Here is a 19,775-nt window from a genome sequence, read left to right on the forward strand (position 1 = left end):
TCACCGACGCCTGTGCCAGCGACGCCGGACCCGACGTCCACGACGCCGGACTCCTCGTCGCCCGCCGTCTGATCGGAACCGGCCAACTCGTCACCGCGGGCGATGTGATGGAGCATCTCGCCGCGTACGCCGGAGCTTCGGTGCTGGAATAGTGCGATGGCCGCCGATACGACGTACGACACCGACCTGATCGTCATCGGTGGTGGCCCGGCGGGCTGTGCCGCCGCCCGCATGGCCGCCGGTGTCGGGATGCGCTCGATCCTGATCGAGCCGGACGCGCTGTGCCGCAACCTCTACCGCATCCCGGCCCTGAACAACGTCCTCGGCGGGCACACCAGCGGCCCCGAACTCGCCGACGCCGTCACCGCGGAGCTGAAGAGTACGGAACTGTGCCGCCTCGCACTCGGGCGGCGCGTCACGGAGCTCCGCGCCGACGAGGTCCGCGTGACCGTCACGGTCGACACCGGCGCCCGTCTCACCGCTCCGTACGCCGTCGTCGCCACCGGCGTCGGCCCCCTCCAGCCCCGTGACGTCTCCTGGATCACCGCCCCCGACGGCCTGGCCCTGCCCCCGCTCTGGCGGGCCCACGCTGACGCCGCCGCAGGCCGTACGCTTCTCGTCCTCGGCGGCGACCGTCCCATCGGCACCTTCCTGCGCGCCCACCCGGACACCGGCACCCGCCTGCTCGTGGTGTACCCGGCGGCCGACGCGTACAAGATCGAAGAGATCCGTGAGGACCCCCGGGTCACCCTGCTGCCCGCCGATCACGTGACCGTCCTCCCCTCCGGGGGGACGGCGGTGACCGCCGAAGCGGTGGGTCGGGACGGCGGACGTCGTACGGTCACGGCGGATGCCGCCCATCTCAACATCGGGAACGCGCCCACCGCCCCCTCCGGCGACCTCGTCCGAGGCGTGGACGGATACTGCCCGCCGGCCGACCAGCACCCCCGCGTCATCGTGGCCGGTGACCTCCGTTCCGCCCGCTTCCAGCGGATCATGACCGCCCTGGGGTCGGGCGGCGAGGCCGCGCTGCGCGTCTATTACGCGGTACGGGACATGCCTGTCGGCGGCTGAGGACGCCGAGGGGGATCCTGTTCGCACAAGTCCGGGGGCGGGGAGCGTCGGGCCGGGGCCGAGGGCGTCGTGCCCGTTATCGTGAGGTTCCGGCGGGTCGGTCCGCCGCGCCCTCCTGTCCGTGCGCGACATGCCGCCGCCACTGCTTCCGGCGGACCCGCGCGGGTGCCGGGGAAGCCTCTCCGCGCTGTCGTACCGGTATGGGTCCATTGCCTTGCGAGCCGGTTACATTCGCCTAGTGACAGCTTGGTCTTCAATCCGTAGGGTGCTGAATATGGATATGCAGACAGTCGTGGTCCTCGGCACGTCCGGCACGACCCCGCAGGACGTCGTCGACGTCGCCCGCCACGGTGCCCGCGTCGAGCTGTCGGCCGAGGCGGTGGCGGCCCTCGCCGCCTCCCGCGCCGTCGTCGACGCGCTCGCGGCCAAGCCTGAGCCCGTCTACGGCGTCTCCACCGGCTTCGGCGCGCTCGCCACCCGGCACATCGGCCAGGAACTCCGCGCCCAGCTCCAGCGGAACATCGTCCGCTCGCACGCCGCGGGCATGGGCCCCCACGTCGAGCGCGAGGTCGTGCGCGCCCTGATGTTCCTCCGGCTGAAGACCGTCGCCTCCGGCCGCACCGGCGTACGCCCCGAGGTCGCGCGGACCATGGCCGACGTCCTCAACGCCGGGATCACCCCCGTGGTCCACGAGTACGGCTCCCTCGGCTGCTCCGGCGACCTCGCCCCGCTCTCCCACTGCGCCCTCGCGCTGATGGGCGAGGGCGACGCCGAAGGCCCCGACGGCACCGTCCGCCCCGCCGGTGAACTGCTCGCCGCCCACGGCATCACCCCCGTCGAGCTCAAGGAGAAGGAAGGCCTCGCCCTCCTCAACGGCACCGACGGAATGCTCGGGATGCTGGTCATGGCCCTCGCCGACCTCGACGTCCTCTACAAGTCGGCCGACATCACCGCCGCCTTCTCCCTCGAAGCCCTCCTCGGCACCGAGAAGGTCCTCGAACCCGAACTGCACGCCATCCGCCCGCACCCCGGCCAGGCCGCCTCCGCCGCCAACATGCTCGCCGTCCTCAAGGGCTCCGAGCTCACCGGCCACGCCCAGGCGGGCGAAGCCCCCCGCGTCCAGGACGCCTACTCGGTGCGCTGCGCCCCGCAGGTCGCCGGAGCGGGCCGCGACACCCTGGCCCACGCCCGGCTCGTCGCCGAACGCGAACTCGCCGCCGCCGTCGACAACCCCGTCGTCCTGCCCGACGGCCAGGTCCGCTCCAACGGCAACTTCCACGGCGCCCCCGTCGCGTACGTCCTCGACTTCCTCGCCATCGCCGCCGCCGACCTCGGCTCCATCGCCGAGCGCCGCACCGACCGGCTCCTCGACAAGAACCGCTCGCACGGCCTGCCGCCCTTCCTCGCCGACGACGCCGGAGTCGACTCGGGCCTGATGATCGCCCAGTACACGCAGGCCGCCCTGGTCAGCGAGATGAAGCGGCTCGCCGTCCCGGCCTCCGCCGACTCCATCCCGTCCTCCGCCATGCAGGAGGACCACGTCTCCATGGGCTGGTCCGCCGCCCGCAAGCTGCGCACCGCGATCGGCAACCTGAACCGGATCATCGCGGTCGAGCTGTACGCGGCCACCCGGGGCGTCGAACTCCGCAAGGGCCTGGCCCCCGCCCCCGCCACCCGGGCGGCCATCGCCGCCCTGCGCGCCGCCGGAGTCGAGGGCCCCGGCCCGGACCGCTTCCTCGCCCCCGACCTGGCCGCCGCCGACACCTTCGTCCGGGAGGGCGCGCTGCTCGCCGCCGTCGAGCCGGTCACCGGCCCGCTGGCCTGACCCGCGCCCGACGTACGAGGGCCCCGCACCGGAACCAGCCGGTGCGGGGCCCTCGTGCGTCGGCCCGTCAGGAAGCGCGGCCCCTGCGGCGCATCGCGAGGGTCACGGACGCCGCGCCGACGCCCAGGAACGCCGTGCCGCCGAGCAGATACGGGACGGTGCCCCAGGGGCCGCTCTCCGCGAACCCGTCCGGTCCCGGGTCCTCCTGGACCACCCCGGTCCGCGCGCCGCCCCCCTCGTCGTCGGCGTTCGCGGACGGTATGAACCACAGGGCGCACAGCAACGTCCCCGCGGCGGTCGCGGTCAGCAGTGGGCGGCGGGCGGCGGACACGGAAATTTCGATCCCCCTTGCGGAAACCGCGAATTGGTCGGTGTGCCGATGCTAATGAACACAGCGGGTCGCGGGAAACCCGAGGCCCCCCGGGCGCCTACGCTCCGACCCATGAGCACTTCTGAGTCACCACGCTATGTCCGTCTTCGCGTCGATGTGGTCCTGGAGATCGACGGCCCGGCCGAACTGACCGAGGCCGCCGAGGCCCGGATCGCCGGCGACGAGTTCATGCCCGAGGAGGAGCGGGTGCAGGCCAGGGCCGCCGCCCGGGAGGACGGGGCCGAGGCCCTCGCCTACCTCGTCGAGCCCTTCGACCTGATCCGGGACGTCCCCGGGATCGAGATGGTCCAGGCCTCCTGGAGCAGTGAGGAGATCGAGTACGACCCCGATGCGCTGGAGTGGGACCTCGGCGAGGAAGATGGGGCGGAGGAAGACGACGACGACCGGTCGTAGGACGGGCATCCGCCCTGTTCACGGGCCCCGGGACGGCGTCCCGGGGCCCGTCGTGCGAGCGGGCCCGGGAGCTGCCCGGACCGGTGGAACCGGACGGCCCGCCCGAGCGTGTCGGTCAGTGGTGTTCCCCACAAACGCCCCCCTCCCGGAACCGGACGGGGTGTCATGGGGTTCTTGCAGGATGTTGGCTAGGGAACCGGCGACGATGGAGAAGCGTGTGATGACGGACGGCAAGCGCCGCAGGGGTCTGGCCGCCGCGGCCGCGGTGCTCAGCGGCGTGCTGGTGCTCTCTGCATGTAGCGACGGGGACAAGGGCGCGGGCGCCTCCGGCTCCAAGACGCCGGAGTCACAGGCACAGGTCGACGAGGCCGCGGCGCAGAAGACGTCCAAGGCGCAGATCACCATCTCGCCGAAGAACGGCGTGCAGAACGCCTCGATCAACAACGACGCCAAGGTCACGGTCGCCGAGGGCAAGCTCACCGAGGTCACCATGACCTCCGCCGAGGGCGAGGCCGTCAAGGGCGAGATAGCGGCCGACGGACTGAGCTGGAAGCCGTCCGGCCAGCTGGAGCGGGCCACGGTCTACAAGATCGCGGCGACCGCCACCGACGCGACGGGCCTGGAGGCCCACGAGAACTCCTCGTTCACCACCGTCTCCAAGGCGAACAGCTTCATCGGCAACTTCACGCCCGAGGACGGTTCGACGGTCGGCGTCGGGATGCCCGTCTCGATCAACTTCAACAAGGCGATCAAGGACAAGAAGACCGTCCAGGGCGGCATCACCGTCTCCTCCAGCTCCGGCCAGGAGGTCGTCGGGCACTGGTTCAACTCCCAGCGCATCGACTTCCGCCCCGACGACTACTGGGCCGAGGGCTCGACGGTCACCCTGAAGCTGGCCCTGGACGGGGTCGAGGGCGCCCCCGGCGTCTTCGGCGTCCAGCAGAAGACGGTCACCTTCAAGATCGGCCGCAACCAGGTCTCGACCGTCGACGTCGCCACGAAGATGATGACCGTCAAGCAGGACGGCAAGACGGTCAAGACCATCCCGATCTCCGCGGGCTCCCCGGAGAACACCACGTACAACGGTCAGATGGTGATCTCCGAGAAGTTCAAGGAGACCCGGATGAACGGCGCCACCGTCGGCTTCACCGACTCCGACGGCAAGGGCGAGTACGACATCAAGGACGTGCCGCACGCCATGCGCCTGTCCACGTCCGGCACCTTCATCCACGGCAACTACTGGGGCGCCCGCTCGATCTTCGGCAGCGCCAACACCAGCCACGGCTGCGTGGGCCTCGCCGACGCCAAGGGCGCGAACGACCCCAACCAGCAGGGCGCCTGGTTCTTCAACAACTCGATCGTCGGTGACGTCGTGATCGTCAAGAACTCCAAGGACAAGACGATCGCCCCCGACAACGGCCTCAACGGCTGGAACATGGACTGGTCGGCCTGGAAGGCCGGCTCGGAGGCCTGATCCTCCACGAGCCACCCGCGAACGGCCCCCTCCCGCACCGGGAGGGGGCCGTTCGCGTCCCCGTTCCCGTTCCCCGCACCCGCCGCACCCGCCGCACCCGCCGCACCCGCCGTCGGACGCCGTACCCGCTCCCGCCTGGCCCTGAGTCCGGTACGGCCCCGAGTCCGGACGGCCCCGCCCCCGCGAGGGCCGCGTCCCTACTCCCGTACGTCCACCGGCTCGTCCACGCCCCACTGCGCGAGCAGCCGCAGCGCGTCCGCCGACGGGCTGCCCGGCTCCGCGTGGTACGTCACGAGCACCAGGTCCGGGTCCGCGCCCGCCACCCTCAGGCTCTCGTACGACAGCGTCATCTCGCCCACCAGCGGATGCCGCAGACGCTTCGTCCCGTGCCCCTTGTCCGCCACGGTGTGCGCCGCCCACAGGGAACGGAACTCCTCGCTGCGCACCGACAGTTCGCCGACCAGCGCCAGGAGCGCCGGATCGTCCGGGTAGCAGCCCGCGTACAGCCGCAGCACGCTCACCACCTCGGTCGCCTTGCACTCCCAGTCCACGTACAGATCGCGCGCGTGGTCCCCGAGGAAGACCATCCGGGCCACGTTGCGCTCACCCGGCTCCATCGCCGAGAAGTCACCGAGCAGCGCCCGTGCCATCCGGTTCCAGGCCAGCACGTCGAGCCGCCGTCCCCCGACGAACGCCGGGACGCCCTCCATCGAGTCCAGCAGGTGCTGGAGACCGGGTCGCACCTGCTGGGGACGGGCGACGGCCGCCCGGTGCTGCCTCTTCTTCGCCGTCGGCTTCGCCAGATGCGTCAGATGCGCGCGCTCCGTCTCGCTCAGCCGCAGCGCCCGCGCGATGGCGTCCAGGACCTCCATGGACACATTGCGCCCGTTGCCCTGTTCCAGCCGGGTGTAGTACGCGACGGAGACGCCCGCCAGCTGCGCCAGCTCCTCCCGGCGCAGCCCCGGCACCCGCCGGTGCCGCCCGAACTCCGGCAGCCCCACGTCCTCCGGCTTCAGCCGGGCCCGGCGCGAGCGCAGGAATTCGCTGAGTTCGGCACTGAGATCCATGCGTCCCGATTATCCCAGGCCGTTCCCGTGGACGGATGCCCGTTCCTGTCCCTGCCAGTGGTAGGCACGGCGGTCGTAGGCAGGACAGGGGGCTGGGTACCCGTCCGCGCCTGCGGCACGCTGACCTGCATGACCACGAACGCGACCACCGTCGCCGCGTACGCAGCCCCCGCCGCCCACGCTCCCCTGGAGCGCACCACCGTGCCGCGCCGGGCCGTCGGCGCGCACGACGTCCTCATCGAGATCAAGTACACGGGCATCTGCCACTCCGACATCCACCAGGCCCGCGACGGCTGGGGCGAGGGCATCTTCCCGATGGTCCCCGGCCACGAGATCGCCGGGATCGTCACGGAGACCGGCCCCGGCGTCACCCGTTTCCGGGTCGGCGACCGGGTCGGCGTCGGCTGCTTCGTCGACTCCTGCCGGGAGTGCGCGTACTGCCGCCAGGGCCTGGAGCAGTACTGCGTCCAGGGCGGGACGGGCACGTACAACTCCCTGGACAAGAACGGCGAACCGACCTACGGCGGCTACTCCAGCCACATCGTCGTCGACGAGAACTACACCCTGCGCATCCCCGAGGGCATCGGCCTCGCCGAGGCGGCGCCGCTGCTCTGCGCGGGCATCACCCTCTACTCGCCGCTCGCCCACTGGAAGGCGGGCCCCGGCAAGAAGGTCGCCATCGTCGGGCTCGGCGGCCTCGGCCACATGGGTGTCAGGATCGCCCACGCGCTCGGCGCCGAGGTGACCGTCCTCAGCCAGTCGCTCCGCAAGCGGGAGGACGGCCTGAAGCTGGGCGCCGACGACTTCCGCGCGACCAGCGACCCCCGGACCTTCACGGACCTGGCGGGCACCTTCGACCTGGTGATCTCCACGGTCTCCGCGCCGCTGGACTTCGACGCGTACCTGGGCCTGGTACGGACGGACGGCGCCCTGGTGAACGTGGGCGCCCCCGAGGAGCCGGTCGAGATCGGCCTCTTCTCCCTGATCGGCGGGCGCAAGACGCTGGCGGGCTCGATGATCGGCGGCATCGCGGAGACCCAGGAGATGCTGGACTTCTGCGCCGAGCACGGCCTGGGCGCGGAGATCGAGGTGATCGACGCGGACCGGATCAACGAGGCGTACGAGCGGGTCATAGCGAGCGACGTCCGCTACCGCTTCGTGATCGACGCCTCGACGATCTGACCCTCGACGATCCGCCCCCGGCGCCCGACCGGGACCCGGGCCGGGTGCGACCGGGACCCGGGCCGGAAGGGGCACGGGGCAGACGGGTCGCGGGCCGGGCGGGGCGGGGCGCGGGGCGGCCGGGGCACGGGCCGGGCATGACCTCCGGAGTAATCGACGCCGGAGGCCCGCTCGGACACGCTGTCCCCATGACCGCATACGCCATCGGAAACCTGCACCCGAAGCCCTCCCCGCACGAGGAGGTCCTCGTCTACATGGAGCGCGTCCAGAGCACCCTGGACCCCTTCGGCGGGCGCTTCCTGGTCCACGGCGCGCCCGCCCGCGAGGTCCCCGAGGGGAGCTGGCCTGGCGCCTGCGTGATCATCGCCTTCCCGACGTACGAGAACGCCCGCGCCTGGTACGACTCCGAGCCGTACCGGGCGCTGATACCCCTGCGCACCCGGCACATGAAGGGCGACGTCCTCCTGATCGACGGGGTCCCCGAGGGCTACGACCCGGCGGACACGGCCCGCACCCTGCGGGCCGCGTCAGCGCACGACACGGCCTGAGCACGGCTCCGGGAGGCGGCCGTCAGTCTCCGGCGGGGGCCACCCCGATCGGGCACGAGACGCCCGTCCCGCCGATGCCGCAGTAACCCGCCGGGTTCTTGTCCAGGTACTGCTGGTGATGACCTTCAGCGGGGTAGAAGGGGCGGTCCGTGGCCGGGAGGATCTCCGTGCTGATCGTGCCGTGGCCGGAGCCCGTCAGGACCTTCTGGTAGGTCGCGCGGGACGCCTCGGCCGCCGCCGCCTGGGCCGGGGTGTGGGTGTAGACCGCCGAGCGGTACTGGGTGCCCACGTCATTGCCCTGGCGGAAGCCCTGCGTCGGGTCGTGGGACTCCCAGAACAGCTTCAGGAGGCTCTCGTACGAGACCTTCGACGGGTCGAAGACGACCCGGACGACCTCGGTGTGCCCGGTCAGGCCCGAGCAGACCTCCTCGTACGCCGGGTTCGGCGTGTGACCGCCCTGGTACCCCACCAGGGTCGTCCAGACGCCTTCGGTCTGCCAGAACTTGCGCTCGGCGCCCCAGAAGCAGCCGAGCGCGAAGTCGGCGACCTCCAGGCCGGCCGGATACGGGCCGACCAGCGGGTTGCCGAGGACGGTGTGCCGCTCGGGCACGGCGAACTCCGGCTCCGCGCGACCGCGCAGTGCCTGCTCGGGGGTGGGGAGGACGGGGGTGCGGGACAGGAACATGCTGCATCTCTCCTCGACGGTCGGCAGTCGTACAACAAGGAAGGGCCGGGAGGGATTCCCCTCCCGGCCCTTCCCGGCTCCTCCCGGCTCCTCCCGGCCCTTCCCGGCCTCAGCGCGACAGCGTCGCCGGGGTGCCGCCGTTCGCCTCGTAGCCCGCCACCGCCAGGTTCCGGAAGAGCGTGTACTCCGCCGCCGGGTCCGCGGACAGCGTCCACGGCACCGCGCCCACGTGCCCGTCCACCCGCACCAGCTGGTGCATGGCCTCCGCCCAGCGCTCCCCGCGCACCAGGAAGTAGACGAGCAGGTGCCGCACGTGCGCCAGCATCGGGTCGTCGGGGCGCGCCGAGTGCACCGCGTACAGCGCGCCGTCCATCGCCTTCGACACCACCGCCGTACGGAAGAAGTCCTGTACGAGCACCATGTCCGGCACGTGCTCGTGCACCGCGAACAGCGGCAGCGCCGCGAGCAGCGAGCCCCGGGGCGCGCGCGCCGCGGCCGTCGTCGCGAAGTGGTCGGCCTCCTCGCGCGAACCGTGCCACTTCGCACACCAGTAGTGCAGGGCCGCCAGATGCGCCCCCATGTGCTGCGGCGCCCGGTCGATGACCTTCGCCCACACCTGGTCGAACTGCTCGTGGCCGTAGCCGAGGCCACGGGCCACCGCGAGCTGGGTGATGTACGGGACGGGGTCGCCGGGCGCGAGCAGCGCGGCCTCCTCGGAGACCTTCCGGGCCTCCTCCAGGATGATCCGGAAGTCGTCCGTGCCCGCCGACGAGGACCGCCACGCCTGCTGCACCAGGAACTCGGCGTGCACGGCCGCGCCGCCCGCGTCCTTCGGGGCGTCCGCCCGCCAGGCCCGCAGCCACGCCCCGCCGACGCCCGGCCGCTCCTGGAGCTCCAGGGACGCGGCGCCCGCGAAGGCCTGGACGCGCTGCCAGCGGACCTCGCCCTCCTTCGGGGTCTCGGCGAGCAGCCGCGAGGCGGCCCGCCAGTCCTGGGTCGCCTGGACGACGTCGAGCACGTGCAGGAGGTCGTCGTCCGTGCCCGGGAGCCGTACGTCCAGCTCCTCCTGGCGGGCGAACCCGTACGCGTCCGGGTCCGCCGCGTCCAGGGTGCCGGGCGCGACCTGACGGATCCTCCCGGCCCGGCCGCGCAGCAGGAAGGGGCCGAGGACGCCGAACAGCAGCCCCAGCGCGATCAGGAACCAGAGAATCTCCATGTGTCCATTGTCCAGGACACCCGATGAGACGAACGCGGCGGCGGGCCCCGGACGGCACTACGCTCCTGACCCATGAGCGACCAGCACTCCCACCAGAGCTTCGAGACCCGCGCGATCCACGCGGGCAACACCGCCGACCCGCTGACCGGCGCGGTCGTCCCGCCCATCTACCAGGTGTCCACGTACAAGCAGGACGGCGTGGGCGGGCTGCGCGGCGGTTACGAGTACAGCCGCAGCGCCAACCCGACCCGTACCGCCCTGGAGGAGAACCTGGCGGCCCTGGAGGGCGGGCGGCGCGGCCTGGCCTTCGCGTCCGGTCTGGCCGCCGAGGACTGCCTGCTCCGTACGCTCCTCGCGCCCGGCGACCACGTGGTCATCCCGAACGACGCCTACGGCGGCACCTTCCGGCTGTTCGCGAAGGTCGTCCAGCGCTGGGGCGTCGACTTCTCCGTGGCGGACACCTCCGACATCGCGTCCGTGCGGGGCGCGGTCAACGACCGTACGAAGCTGATCTGGGTCGAGACCCCCTCGAACCCGCTCCTCGGCATCACCGACATCGAGGCGGTCGCGGGCGTGGCCCGGCAGGCCGGGGTGAAGCTGGTCGTCGACAACACCTTCGCCTCGCCGTACCTCCAGCAGCCGCTGGCGCTGGGCGCGGACGTCGTGGTCCACTCGCTGACCAAGTACATGGGTGGCCACTCCGACGTGGTGGGCGGCGCGCTGGTCACCGCCGACGAGGCGCTCGGCGAGGAACTGGCGTACCACCAGAACGCGATGGGCGCGGTCGCCGGGCCCTTCGACTCCTGGATCGTGCTGCGCGGCATCAAGACCCTCGCGGTCCGCATGGACCGGCACAGCGAGAACGCCGGGAAGATCGTCGAGATGCTGACCCAGCACCCGAAGGTCGTCCAGGTCCTCTACCCGGGGCTGCCGGAGCACCCCGGGCACGAGGTCGCGGCCAAGCAGATGCGGTCCTTCGGCGGCATGGTCTCGTTCCGGGTGGCGGGCGGCGAGGAGGCGGCCGTGGAGGTCTGCAACCGGGCCCGGCTGTTCACCCTGGGCGAGTCGCTGGGCGGTGTGGAGTCGCTGATCGAGCACCCGGGCCGGATGACCCACGCGAGCGTCGCGGGCTCCGCCCTGGAGGTCCCGGCCGACCTCGTCCGCGTCTCGGTGGGCATCGAGAACATCGACGACCTGCTCGCGGACCTGCGGCAGGCGCTGGGCTAGAGCGTCCGGGACCGTCCCTCCCGGACCGTCCCTCCCGGACCGTCTCTCCCGGGCCGTCCCTCCCGGGCCCTGCCGACGGCGGCGGGCCCGGGAGCGGACGGCCCGGTCGGCACGGAGCCGCCGGGCGGGTTCCTACGGAGGGCCCTTCGCGGGGCCTCTTCGGCGGGACCCACTCAGCGGCGCGCGTCCGGGCTCCTCAGGCGGGGGCCTTCTCGTCCTCCAGCGAGGCGCGGACCTCGGCCCGCAGTTCGGGGGTGTCCTCGTGGCCGTGGACGGAGACCGCGTGCTCCGACGCGGCCCGCACCACTTCCTCCTCCTCACCGGCGAGGGTGAGGGTGCAGCCCATGACGCTCGGGGTGCTGCGGCAGTCGGCGACTTTCCTGGTCATGACGGCCTCTGCCTCCTCGGCACCGGAAAGGGTGCCGTCCCTTCCAGCGTAGGACCTGGGCCCGGCGCCGTCGTGCGGTCCCGGCCCGCCCCTCACCCCTCCAGCGAGGGCGTCGTCTCCGGCGGTGCCTCCCACGGGCGGGCCGCCGACGCCCACAGCGCGAAGACGGTCACGGCGGCCACCGCGAGGACCCAGAGCACCCGGCGGACCCGCAGGGCCAGCCGCAGCCTGCGCGCGCCGCGCTCCGCCGCCCGCCGGGCGAGGTCGCCGGGGACCGGCGGGTACGGGGTGTCGAGGAGACGCCGGACGGCCGCCTCCCGGTCCTCGTGACGGCTCACGCGGCGGCCCTCCCCGGCAGGTCGTGACAGGTCACGCGACGGCCCCCCGGCAGGTCGTGACGGCTCACGCGGCGGCCCTCCCGGTCACGTGGTCGCGGCTCACGCGGCGGCCCTGCCCGCCGGGCCGTCACCGGTCGCCCGGCCGTCCGCCGGGACCGGGTCCGGGGCCGGGTCCCGGGCATCGGCGGTCCTGAGCGCGGCGACCGCGCGGGCGCAGACGGCCCTGACCCTCGCCTCGGGCACCCCGAGCAGGGCCGCGAGCTGCTCCTCGGCGACCCCCTCGTGCAGCCGGAGGACGACCACGAGCCGTTCCTGCGGGTGCAGCGCGGCGAGGACGCCCCGCCCGCCGTGGTGCCGCCACGCGGTGCGCGCGAAGCGGGCGGCGAGCTCGCGCCGCGTCAGCTCGTACGGGTCCTCGTCGCGCGACCGCCCCCACACCGCGTACGTGTGTGCCAGCGAGGCCGTCAGAAGGGCCTGGGCGTACGGGTTGCGGCCCCGGGTCTCGGCGGTCAGCAGGGTCGCGGCGTGCAGCAGCCGGCCCGCCGCCCCGGCGACGAAGGCGTCGAACTCCCGGGTGCGGAAGGCGCGTTCGGTATTCCGTCCGCTCCGTCGCGCTCGCACCTCCTCATCTGAGGGCAGCGCGGGGGCGGGGTCAAGAGGTCGGCGCGGACTCTCCGCCGGTGCCGTCCGCCGAACCGTTCGCGGACTCCGACGTCTCCGCCGTCGGAAGGCCCGGATGAGCGGCGGCGGCCGACTGCCGGGCGGACAGGGCGGTGTTGAACCGCGTCAGCAGCGTGCAGAAGGAGGTGCGTTCCTCCGCCGTCCAGCCCTCGGTGACCTCCACCATCAGCTGACGGCGCGAGGCGCGCACCTCGTCGAGGCGCGCGAGGCCGCGCGCCGACAACTGGAGCACGACCGCCCGCCCGTCCTCCGGGTGCGAGGTCCGCTTCACCAGACCCGTGTCGACGAGCGGGGCGACCTGCCGGGTGACCGTGGACGAGTCGATGCCCATGCCCGCCGCGAGCGCCTTCACCCCCATCGGGCCTTCCTGGTCGAGGCGGTTGAGGAGGAGGTACGCGGCCCGGTCCATCGAGTTGCGGAGCTGGCCCGTGCCGCCGAGCCTGGTCTGCTCGGCGCGGCGCGCGAAGACGGCCACCTGGTGCTGGAGGGCGTCGAGGAGACCGGAGTCGAGCGCGGTCGTCATGTCCTGAGATGTGGGCATGGCCGTGGGTCTCTCTCGTGCGGGGACGGTCGGTGGTGGGGGACACAGTACGTGGCTTCGGGGAGGTCCGTACCTGCGCTGCGCAAACCCGTCGGAGGCCCTGCCTCACGGGCGGTCGGCAGGGCCGTGAGCTGCGAGACTTGGTGTCATGAGCTTCCGTGGGCGAGACCCCTTGCACCGGCTGATGCTGGACGATGTGCGCGGGGCGCAGAAGATGCTGTCCGGGGTCGCCCGGGTGACGGCGATGGAGGGCAGCCGTCATCTGTCGTCGCTGGTGGGCGCCCCCGTACAGCTCAAGTGCGAGAACCTCCAGCGCACCGGCTCCTTCAAACTGCGCGGCGCGTACGTGCGGATCGCCGGGCTGCGCCCCGAGGAGCGGGCGGCCGGGGTCGTCGCCGCCTCGGCGGGCAACCACGCGCAGGGCGTGGCCCTCGCCTCCCGGCTGCTGGGGGTGCGCGCCACCGTCTTCATGCCGGTCGGCGCCCCGCTGCCGAAGGTCGCCGCGACCCGGGAGTACGGCGCCGACGTCCGGCTGCACGGGCACGTCGTCGACGAGACGCTCGCGGCGGCGGAGGCGTACGCGCGGGAGACCGGCGCCGTCTTCATCCACCCCTTCGACCACCCCGACGTCATCGTCGGACAGGGCACGGTCGGCCTGGAGATCCTGGAGCAGTGCCCGGAGGTGCGGACCGTCGTCGTCGGCATGGGCGGCGGCGGTCTCGCGGCCGGGATCGGGCTCGCGGTGAAGTCGCTGCGCCCGGACGTGAAGGTGATCGGCGTGCAGGCGGAGGGCGCCGCCGCCTATCCGCCGTCGCTGGCCGCCGGGCATCCGGTGGCCGTCGAGTCGCCGGTGACGATGGCGGACGGGATCAAGGTGGGGCGGCCGGGCGACGTGCCGTTCGCCCTGGTCCAGGAGTACGTCGACGAGGTCCGAACGGTCTCCGAGGACGCGCTGTCCTCGGCGCTGCTGCTCTGTCTGGAACGGGCCAAACTGCTCGTCGAACCGGCGGGCGCCAGCCCGGTCGCGGCGCTGCTCAGCGACCCGGCGTCGTTCCGCGGGCCGGTGGTCGCGGTGCTCTCCGGCGGGAACGTCGACCCGCTGCTGCTCCAGCGCGTCCTGCGGCACGGGATGGCCGCGGGTGGCCGGTACCTGAGCCTGCGGCTGCGGGTGACGGACCGGCCGGGCGCCCTCGCGACCCTGCTCGCGGTCCTCACGGTCGTCGACGCGAACGTCCTGGACGTCAGCCATGTCCGCACCGACCCCCGGCTCGGCCTGACCGAGGCGGAGGTGGAGCTGCACCTGGAGACGAAGGGTCCGGAGCACTGCCGCGCGGTGGAGGACGCCCTGCGGGACGCGGGCTACACGATCCTGGGCTGACACCCCGCCGCCGGTACGGCACGGAACCCCGCGCCGACGGTGGGGGCCGGGGCCGGGGCCGCCACGGCACCGGCGGTACGGGACGGGGCCGGGCGCCGCGCCGACCGTACGGATCCGGACACCCCGCCGACCGCACGGGCCGGGGTCGGGGCCGCCATGGCACAGCGGCTACGGGGCCGGGCGCGCGCCGACCGTACGCGGCCGGGTTCGGCGGGCGCGGCCCGCACGAAGCCCGAGCCGGGGGCAGGGGCGCGGCCCGCCCCCGGCTCCTCGTCCTTCCCGCTCTCCCCGCCTTTCTCCCCTTCTCCCCGCTCAGCCCTGGCGGCGGGACCGGGCCGCGCGGGCCAGCAGGGTCACCAGGCCGCCGACCAGGGCGCCGACCGCCACCAGACCGAGGGGCTGGAGCGGCGGGACGAGGTCGCCGCGACCGTCGGGACGTGCGGAGTGGACGTGCGGCGCGGCCCGGTCGGCGCCCGGTGGGCCGTCCGCCCGTCCGCCGCCCGCCCGCGCGGCCGTCTCGTACGCGAGGGAGAGTTCGAGGCGGATCAGCAGCGGGCGCGGGTCCTGCCCCGCCGCCGCCGCGAACTGCTCGACCGCGATCCGGGTCGGCAACTGCTTCTGGTTGAGGAACCGCTCCCACGAGGAGCGGCTGTAGTGGGTGCGCTGCGCGAGCTGGCCGTAGCTCAGCTCCGCGTCGCCCTTGATCCGGCGCATCTCGGCGGCGAGTTCGGTCCAGGGCGTCGCCCCGCACCCCTCGCAGCCGGGGCACGCCCCACCGCGCTCGTCCGCTCCCGTGACCCCCGCGACCCCCGTGATCCCCATGCCGTGCGTGCCGTGCGTGTGGTGCGTGTGGTGCGTTCCGACCGTCATCTACGGTTCCCCCGTTCCGTGGTGCTCCGTGCCAGGACTCCAGTCTTCCGCGCGGTATCAACGGCCCGCCAACGTCCGGCCAACGGTCCGCCGCCCCGTCCCGCCGCCGTCCCGGGCGCGTCCCTCCCGTCCCGCCCGCCCCGACAAGATCATGTGGCGCGGATCACATATTCACTGGGCGGAGGAGCCCCGGGAAACCTACGATCGACGGGTAACGCCCGCATCCCCCTGGGAGACCCCCATGCCAGGCGCGATCTACGCCGAGGGTCTGGTCAAGACCTTCGGTGACGTACGAGCCCTGGACGGAGTGGACCTCGACGTACCCGAGGGCACCGTCCTGGGAATGCTGGGACCGAACGGCGCGGGGAAGACCACCGCCGTGCGCGTCCTGACCACCCTCCTCCGCCCCGACCGGGGCACGGCCTTCGTGGCCGGGATCGACGTACTCAAGCACCCCAACGAAGTCCGCCGCTCGATCGGTCTCTCCGGCCAGTTCGCCGCCGTCGACGAGTACCTCACCGGCCGCGAGAACCTGCGGATGGTCGGCCAGCTCTACCAGATGAGCGGGAAGGCGGCGAAGCGGAGGGCCGGAGAACTGCTGGAACGGTTCGGCCTCGCGGACGCCGCCGACCGGCCCGCCAAGACGTACTCCGGCGGGATGCGCCGCCGCCTCGACCTCGCCGCCGCCCTCGTCGTCTCCCCGCCGGTCATGTTCATGGACGAGCCGACCACCGGGCTCGACCCCCGCAACCGGCAGGCCCTGTGGGAGGTCATCAAGGAACTCGTCGCGGGCGGCACCACCCTGCTGCTCACCACCCAGTACCTGGAGGAGGCCGACCACCTCGCCCACGACATCTGCGTGGTGGACCACGGCAAGGTCATCGCACGCGGCACCTCCGACCAGCTCAAGGCACGGACGGGCGGCGAGCGCGTCGAGGTCGTCGTGCACACCCCGGGAATGATCACCGACGCCAGGGCCGTCCTCGCCCGCTACGGCGTCGCGGGGCTCGGCCACGGCGAGGTCTCCGTGGAGGAGCACACCCGCAGGCTCACCGTCCCCGTCGCGGGCGGCGCCAAGCTGCTCGCCGAGGTCATCCGCGACCTGGACGCGGTCGGGGTCGAGATCGACGACATCGGGCTGCGCCGCCCCACCCTCGACGACGTCTTCATCTCGCTCACCGGCCACGCGGCCGAGGACGCGGAGGAGGACGACGGCGGGGCGGCGGAGCAGGGCGGCCGAGGCCGCAGGCACACGAAGGAGACGGCCACGTGACCACCAGGACCGAAGCGGTGGTGCCGCTCGCCCCCAGACCGCGCGGCGGTGTCGTCCAGTCCGTCGCGGATTCCCTGGTCATCGCCCGGCGCAATCTGATCCGGATGACCCGCATCCCCGAGATGGTCATCTTCGGGCTCATCCAGCCCGTCATGTTCGTGGTGCTGTTCAGCTACGTCTTCGGCGGCTCGCTGGTCGTCGACGGCAGTACGAGCCCGCAGGCGTACCGCGAGTTCCTCATGGCGGGCATCTTCGCGCAGACCGTCACGTTCGCCACGGCGGGCGCGGGCGCGGGCATCGCGGACGACATGCACAAGGGCCTGATCGACCGGTTCCGTTCGCTGCCGATGGCCCGGGGCGCGGTCCTCACCGGCCGGACCCTGGCGGACCTGGTGCAGACCGCGCTGACCCTGGTCGTCCTCGCGGTGGTCGCCCTCCTCGTCGGCTGGCGCGTCCACGAGGGCATCCCCAAGGCGATCGGCGCGTTCGGGCTGCTGCTCCTCCTCGGCTACGCCTTCTCGTGGATCGGCGCGCTGATCGGCCTGTCGGTGCGCACCCCGGAGGCGGCCACCTCCGGCGGTCTGATCTGGCTCTTCCCGGTCACGTTCATCTCCAACGCCTTCGTACCGACGGAGGGGATGACCCCCTGGATCCGGCACATCGCCGAGTGGAACCCGTTCAGCGCGACCGTCCAGGCCTGCCGCGAGCTCTTCGGCAATCCGGGGGTCGTCGTCTCCGACGCCTGGCCGATGCGGCACCCGGTGTGGGCGTCGATCCTCTTCTCGCTGATCATCCTGGTGGTCTTCCGGACCCTCGCGGTGCACAAGTACCGCTCGGCGACGGCCTGATCCCCGCCCCGGGGGACGCGTCCGCGGACCCCGGGGGCCCTCAGGGCAGATACCCGGAGACGACGAGCCCCCCGGGGAAGGCGAGGAACGCGGCCCCGCCCGTGGCGATCAGCTGCGCCGAGAAGTCCTGCGACGGGACACCGTCCGGGAGGTCCGGCTCGTAACTCTCGTAGTCGTCCCGGCCGTCCGGTCCGGCGGCCGGGTACGACGTCACCCTGTCGCTGCTCACCGCGAGGAGCCGGTCGCCCGCGAAGTACGCCCGGTCCGCCCCGCTCTCCACCCGCCACCGCTCCCGGCCCGTCACGATGTCGTACGTGACGAGCCGCCGCCGCCCGTCGAACACGGCCACCCGACCGTCCGCGCTCACGGCGGGCGGCGCCGAGGCGTCCGCCGTCAGCGTCCGACGGAACGCCAGCGTCCGGGCGTCGAGCACCGAGAGCGAACGGTCCCCGGCCCCGGTGCACAGCACGCTGCCGCTCCCCGTGTGCAGCGTGACCGCGCCGCACCCCCGCGCGGCCCGCGCCGCCTCCCGGCCCGTCCCGGCGTCCAGGGCGACGGTCCGCCCCGGGCCCAGCGGTACGAGGACCCGGCCCCCGCCCGCCACGAGCTGCTCCGGCACCCCGTCGACCGGAGCCCGCCACAGCACCTCGCGGTCCTTGAGCCGTACCGCCGTCACCAGCCCGTCGCCGTTCTCCCGGGCGTCGAAGTACGCCGAGTACAGGACGCCGTCCGCCAGGTCCGTGCTCTTCACGGCCCAGGCGCCGTCCGGCACCGGGATCCGGCCGCGCGCCCGGCCGTCCGCGAGCCCGTACGCGGCGACGCCGTCCTCGTCCGTCAGATACACGGCGTCACCGGCCACCGCCGGGTACTGCGGACCGACCGGCGAGGTGTCCCGGCGCCCCGGCACCGTCCACAGCTGCTCGCCGTCGGAGGCCCGCAGCCCCACCGCCGAACCGCCCGAGCCCGCGCACACCAGCACCGCCGGGGCGACCGCGCACGCGCCGACCGGCCACGGCGTCCGCGTCGTCCACGGCGACCACTCGGCCGGGCGCTGCGCCCGGTCCACCGCCCCCGCGCCGAAGTCCTGGGTGCGGCCGGCCGCCCCGTACGGCAGGACGACCCGGCTCAGCACCCGGGGAGCCGCGCTCCCCGACGCCGACGCGCTCGGCCCCGTGCTCGGCCCCGCGCTCCCGTCCGCCCCCGGCCCGGCGCTCCCGTCACCGGTCCCGCCGGTCCTGTCCAGCAGCACCGCACCGGCCGTCACGAGGACCGCGACCGCCACCGCGCCCGCCACGAGCGCGCCCCACGGCCGCCGCCGCGCCACCGGGGCCGCCGGGGCCACCGGGGGCCGCCCGTTCATGGCCGTGGGGGAGTAGGGCACCACCGGCGCGATCGTCGGCAGGTCCGCCACGCCCGCGCCGGACGCCGCCGCCTCCCCGGCCCGCCGCGCCGCCTCCCCGTACTCGGCGAGGAGCGACAGCACCCCGCCCGGCCACGGGAACACCCCGGGAACCGCCCCGCCGCCGAGCAGCCCCACCAGCTCCGCCGCCGGGGGCCGCTCCGCCGGATCGAGCCGCAGACACCGCTCCACCAGCGGGCGCACCTCGTCCGGCACCCCGTCGAGATCCGCGTCGGCCCGGATGATCCGGTAGACCACGGCCGCCATCTCGTCGTCGTGGAACGGCCCCCGGCCGGTCGCCGCGAACGCCAGGACCGCGCCCAGACAGAACACGTCGGACGCGGGCACCACGGCCCGGCTGCCCACCAGGTGCTCCGGCGACATGAAACCGGGCGAGCCCACCACCAGACCCGTCGAGGTCAGCGCCGTCGCCTCGAAGGCCTGCGCGATGCCGAAGTCGATCAGCCGGGGCCCGGCCGCGCCCAGCAGCACGTTCGCCGGTTTCAGGTCCCGGTGCAGCACCTTCGCCCCGTGCACGCCCGCCAGGGCCCCGGCGAGCGCGGCGCCCAGCGCCCGTACCGCCGCGACCGGCAGCGGACCCGACCGGGCGACGGCCTCCGCGAGCGAGGGACCCGGCACGTACTCCGTGGCCAGCCACGGCGAGGCCGCGTCCGCGTCGGCGTCCACGAGCCGCGCCACCCCCGGCCCGTCCACCGTCCGCGCCGCCGCGATCTCCCGCCGGAACCGGGTCCTGAAGTCCCCGTCCACCTCCAGATCGGGCCGCACGGTCTTCACCGCGACCATCCGGTGCGGATCGGCCGTCGGCGCGTCCGCCCGGCAGGCGAGGTGCACCTCGCCCATGCCTCCCACGCCGAGCCGGGCCAGCAGCCGGTAGGGGCCGACGAGTATCGGGGGCCGCCCGGAGGGCAGGGCTTCCAGCACCGCAGGGGTCCTTTCGTGAACCACGTCGCCCACGC

General features: G+C 73.6%; 20 protein-coding genes. 10 read left to right on the forward strand and 10 right to left on the reverse strand.

Translation table 11 applies throughout. From position 1 onward, the window contains the following. Positions 1 to 156: 156 nt before the first annotated feature. Positions 157 to 1,074 carry an FAD-dependent oxidoreductase gene (locus ACFXGN_RS31545; RefSeq protein WP_384865666.1) on the forward strand — a complete coding sequence of 306 codons (918 nt, stop codon included), beginning with the start codon at positions 157 to 159 and terminating at the stop codon, positions 1,072 to 1,074. Between the two features lie 280 nt (positions 1,075 to 1,354). After that, positions 1,355 to 2,899 carry a histidine ammonia-lyase gene (gene hutH / locus ACFXGN_RS31550; protein ID WP_384865713.1) on the forward strand — a complete coding sequence of 515 codons (1,545 nt, stop codon included), beginning with the start codon at positions 1,355 to 1,357 and terminating at the stop codon, positions 2,897 to 2,899. Positions 2,900 to 2,966: 67 nt separating this feature from the next. Here hutH and ACFXGN_RS31555 read toward each other — a convergent pair whose 3' ends face one another. Next, positions 2,967 to 3,230 (reverse strand): hypothetical protein, encoded by a 264-nt coding sequence (locus ACFXGN_RS31555; RefSeq protein ID WP_384865668.1) that lies wholly within the window; start codon positions 3,228 to 3,230, stop codon positions 2,967 to 2,969. 111 nt (positions 3,231 to 3,341) lie between these two features. On the opposite strand from ACFXGN_RS31555, the gene ACFXGN_RS31560 reads away from it, so the two are divergent. Then, a complete protein-coding gene (locus ACFXGN_RS31560; RefSeq protein ID WP_384865670.1) occupies positions 3,342 to 3,683 on the forward strand; it encodes a hypothetical protein in 342 nt (113 codons plus the stop codon). A 205-nt stretch (positions 3,684 to 3,888) separates the two neighbouring features. Then, positions 3,889 to 5,157 carry an Ig-like domain-containing protein gene (locus tag ACFXGN_RS31565; RefSeq protein WP_384865672.1) on the forward strand — a complete coding sequence of 423 codons (1,269 nt, stop codon included), beginning with the start codon at positions 3,889 to 3,891 and terminating at the stop codon, positions 5,155 to 5,157. 197 nt (positions 5,158 to 5,354) lie between these two features. On the opposite strand, the gene ACFXGN_RS31570 is transcribed toward ACFXGN_RS31565, so the two are convergent. Continuing rightward, positions 5,355 to 6,224, reverse strand: coding sequence for a helix-turn-helix domain-containing protein (locus ACFXGN_RS31570; protein WP_384865674.1), 870 nt, complete (start codon positions 6,222 to 6,224; stop codon positions 5,355 to 5,357). Between the two features lie 129 nt (positions 6,225 to 6,353). Here ACFXGN_RS31570 and ACFXGN_RS31575 point away from each other — a divergent pair, with 129 nt between their 5' ends. Further along, complete coding sequence (locus ACFXGN_RS31575; protein ID WP_384865676.1) at positions 6,354 to 7,406, forward strand: NAD(P)-dependent alcohol dehydrogenase; 1,053 nt, start codon at positions 6,354 to 6,356, stop codon at positions 7,404 to 7,406. A 188-nt stretch (positions 7,407 to 7,594) separates the two neighbouring features. After that, complete coding sequence (locus ACFXGN_RS31580; protein ID WP_384865677.1) at positions 7,595 to 7,954, forward strand: DUF1330 domain-containing protein; 360 nt, start codon at positions 7,595 to 7,597, stop codon at positions 7,952 to 7,954. Between the two features lie 22 nt (positions 7,955 to 7,976). On the opposite strand, the gene msrA is transcribed toward ACFXGN_RS31580, so the two are convergent. Both msrA and ACFXGN_RS31590 read right to left on the reverse strand, forming a co-directional pair. Then, positions 7,977 to 8,639, reverse strand: coding sequence for a peptide-methionine (S)-S-oxide reductase MsrA (msrA, locus tag ACFXGN_RS31585; RefSeq protein WP_384865679.1), 663 nt, complete (start codon positions 8,637 to 8,639; stop codon positions 7,977 to 7,979). Positions 8,640 to 8,748: 109 nt separating this feature from the next. Further along, complete coding sequence (locus tag ACFXGN_RS31590) at positions 8,749 to 9,855, reverse strand: hypothetical protein (RefSeq protein ID WP_384865681.1); 1,107 nt, start codon at positions 9,853 to 9,855, stop codon at positions 8,749 to 8,751. 72 nt (positions 9,856 to 9,927) lie between these two features. Between ACFXGN_RS31590 and ACFXGN_RS31595 the strand changes: the two genes are divergently transcribed. Beyond that, positions 9,928 to 11,082: a cystathionine gamma-synthase gene (locus ACFXGN_RS31595; protein WP_384865683.1), complete on the forward strand. Its 1,155-nt coding sequence runs from the start codon at positions 9,928 to 9,930 to the stop codon at positions 11,080 to 11,082. Between the two features lie 196 nt (positions 11,083 to 11,278). On the opposite strand, the gene ACFXGN_RS31600 is transcribed toward ACFXGN_RS31595, so the two are convergent. The 4 genes from ACFXGN_RS31600 to ACFXGN_RS31615 all read right to left on the reverse strand — a co-directional run bounded on the left by ACFXGN_RS31600 (position 11,279) and on the right by ACFXGN_RS31615 (position 13,030). Then, the gene (locus ACFXGN_RS31600; protein WP_351791389.1) at positions 11,279 to 11,470 is read right to left on the reverse strand and encodes a DUF1059 domain-containing protein; all 192 of its coding nucleotides are present in this window, start codon (positions 11,468 to 11,470) and stop codon (positions 11,279 to 11,281) included. A gap of 92 nt (positions 11,471 to 11,562) precedes the next feature. Beyond that, a complete protein-coding gene (locus ACFXGN_RS31605) occupies positions 11,563 to 11,808 on the reverse strand; it encodes a hypothetical protein (protein WP_384865685.1) in 246 nt (81 codons plus the stop codon). A 99-nt stretch (positions 11,809 to 11,907) separates the two neighbouring features. Continuing rightward, positions 11,908 to 12,429 carry a sigma factor-like helix-turn-helix DNA-binding protein gene (locus tag ACFXGN_RS31610; protein ID WP_384865687.1) on the reverse strand — a complete coding sequence of 174 codons (522 nt, stop codon included), beginning with the start codon at positions 12,427 to 12,429 and terminating at the stop codon, positions 11,908 to 11,910. A gap of 31 nt (positions 12,430 to 12,460) precedes the next feature. Then, entirely contained in the window at positions 12,461 to 13,030 is a 570-nt protein-coding gene (locus ACFXGN_RS31615; protein ID WP_384865689.1) for a MarR family winged helix-turn-helix transcriptional regulator, read from the reverse strand. Positions 13,031 to 13,178: 148 nt separating this feature from the next. Here ACFXGN_RS31615 and ilvA point away from each other — a divergent pair, with 148 nt between their 5' ends. Further along, complete coding sequence (ilvA, locus tag ACFXGN_RS31620) at positions 13,179 to 14,408, forward strand: threonine ammonia-lyase (RefSeq protein ID WP_384865691.1); 1,230 nt, start codon at positions 13,179 to 13,181, stop codon at positions 14,406 to 14,408. A 312-nt stretch (positions 14,409 to 14,720) separates the two neighbouring features. Here the strand turns inward: ilvA and ACFXGN_RS31625 are convergent, their stop codons facing one another. Then, positions 14,721 to 15,278, reverse strand: coding sequence for a helix-turn-helix domain-containing protein (locus ACFXGN_RS31625; protein WP_384865693.1), 558 nt, complete (start codon positions 15,276 to 15,278; stop codon positions 14,721 to 14,723). Positions 15,279 to 15,519: 241 nt separating this feature from the next. Here ACFXGN_RS31625 and ACFXGN_RS31630 point away from each other — a divergent pair, with 241 nt between their 5' ends. Together ACFXGN_RS31630 and ACFXGN_RS31635 are read left to right on the forward strand one after the other, a co-directional pair. Then, positions 15,520 to 16,551 carry an ATP-binding cassette domain-containing protein gene (locus ACFXGN_RS31630; protein WP_384865695.1) on the forward strand — a complete coding sequence of 344 codons (1,032 nt, stop codon included), beginning with the start codon at positions 15,520 to 15,522 and terminating at the stop codon, positions 16,549 to 16,551. Beyond that, positions 16,548 to 17,399, forward strand: coding sequence for an ABC transporter permease (locus ACFXGN_RS31635; RefSeq protein WP_384865697.1), 852 nt, complete (start codon positions 16,548 to 16,550; stop codon positions 17,397 to 17,399). The genes ACFXGN_RS31630 and ACFXGN_RS31635 overlap by 4 nt, the downstream gene beginning before the upstream one ends. Positions 17,400 to 17,439: 40 nt before the next feature. Here the strand turns inward: ACFXGN_RS31635 and ACFXGN_RS31640 are convergent, their stop codons facing one another. After that, positions 17,440 to 19,740, reverse strand: a complete 2,301-nt coding sequence (locus ACFXGN_RS31640; protein ID WP_384865699.1) for a protein kinase — start codon at positions 19,738 to 19,740, stop codon at positions 17,440 to 17,442. Positions 19,741 to 19,775 lie beyond the last annotated feature (35 nt).

This window comes from Streptomyces sp. NPDC059247 (genome assembly GCF_042754005.1).
In the GTDB taxonomy this organism is placed as follows: domain Bacteria; phylum Actinomycetota; class Actinomycetes; order Streptomycetales; family Streptomycetaceae; genus Streptomyces.

Bases quoted from the DNA above. Each gene is read 5' to 3' on its own strand.
- ACFXGN_RS31545 (WP_384865666.1), top strand. From the start codon at position 157: ATGGCCGCCGATACGACGTACGACACCGACCTGATCGTCATCGGTGGT.
- hutH (WP_384865713.1), top strand. From the start codon at position 1,355: ATGCAGACAGTCGTGGTCCTCGGCACGTCCGGCACGACCCCGCAGGAC.
- ACFXGN_RS31560 (WP_384865670.1), top strand. From the start codon at position 3,342: ATGAGCACTTCTGAGTCACCACGCTATGTCCGTCTTCGCGTCGATGTG.
- ACFXGN_RS31565 (WP_384865672.1), top strand. From the start codon at position 3,889: ATGGAGAAGCGTGTGATGACGGACGGCAAGCGCCGCAGGGGTCTGGCC.
- ACFXGN_RS31570 (WP_384865674.1), bottom strand. From the start codon at position 6,224: ATGGATCTCAGTGCCGAACTCAGCGAATTCCTGCGCTCGCGCCGGGCC.
- ACFXGN_RS31575 (WP_384865676.1), top strand. From the start codon at position 6,354: ATGACCACGAACGCGACCACCGTCGCCGCGTACGCAGCCCCCGCCGCC.
- ACFXGN_RS31580 (WP_384865677.1), top strand. From the start codon at position 7,595: ATGACCGCATACGCCATCGGAAACCTGCACCCGAAGCCCTCCCCGCAC.
- msrA (WP_384865679.1), bottom strand. From the start codon at position 8,639: ATGTTCCTGTCCCGCACCCCCGTCCTCCCCACCCCCGAGCAGGCACTG.
- ACFXGN_RS31590 (WP_384865681.1), bottom strand. From the start codon at position 9,855: ATGGAGATTCTCTGGTTCCTGATCGCGCTGGGGCTGCTGTTCGGCGTC.
- ACFXGN_RS31595 (WP_384865683.1), top strand. From the start codon at position 9,928: ATGAGCGACCAGCACTCCCACCAGAGCTTCGAGACCCGCGCGATCCAC.
- ACFXGN_RS31600 (WP_351791389.1), bottom strand. From the start codon at position 11,470: ATGACCAGGAAAGTCGCCGACTGCCGCAGCACCCCGAGCGTCATGGGC.
- ACFXGN_RS31615 (WP_384865689.1), bottom strand. From the start codon at position 13,030: ATGCCCACATCTCAGGACATGACGACCGCGCTCGACTCCGGTCTCCTC.
- ilvA (WP_384865691.1), top strand. From the start codon at position 13,179: ATGAGCTTCCGTGGGCGAGACCCCTTGCACCGGCTGATGCTGGACGAT.
- ACFXGN_RS31625 (WP_384865693.1), bottom strand. From the start codon at position 15,278: ATGACGGTCGGAACGCACCACACGCACCACACGCACGGCACGCACGGC.
- ACFXGN_RS31630 (WP_384865695.1), top strand. From the start codon at position 15,520: ATGCCAGGCGCGATCTACGCCGAGGGTCTGGTCAAGACCTTCGGTGAC.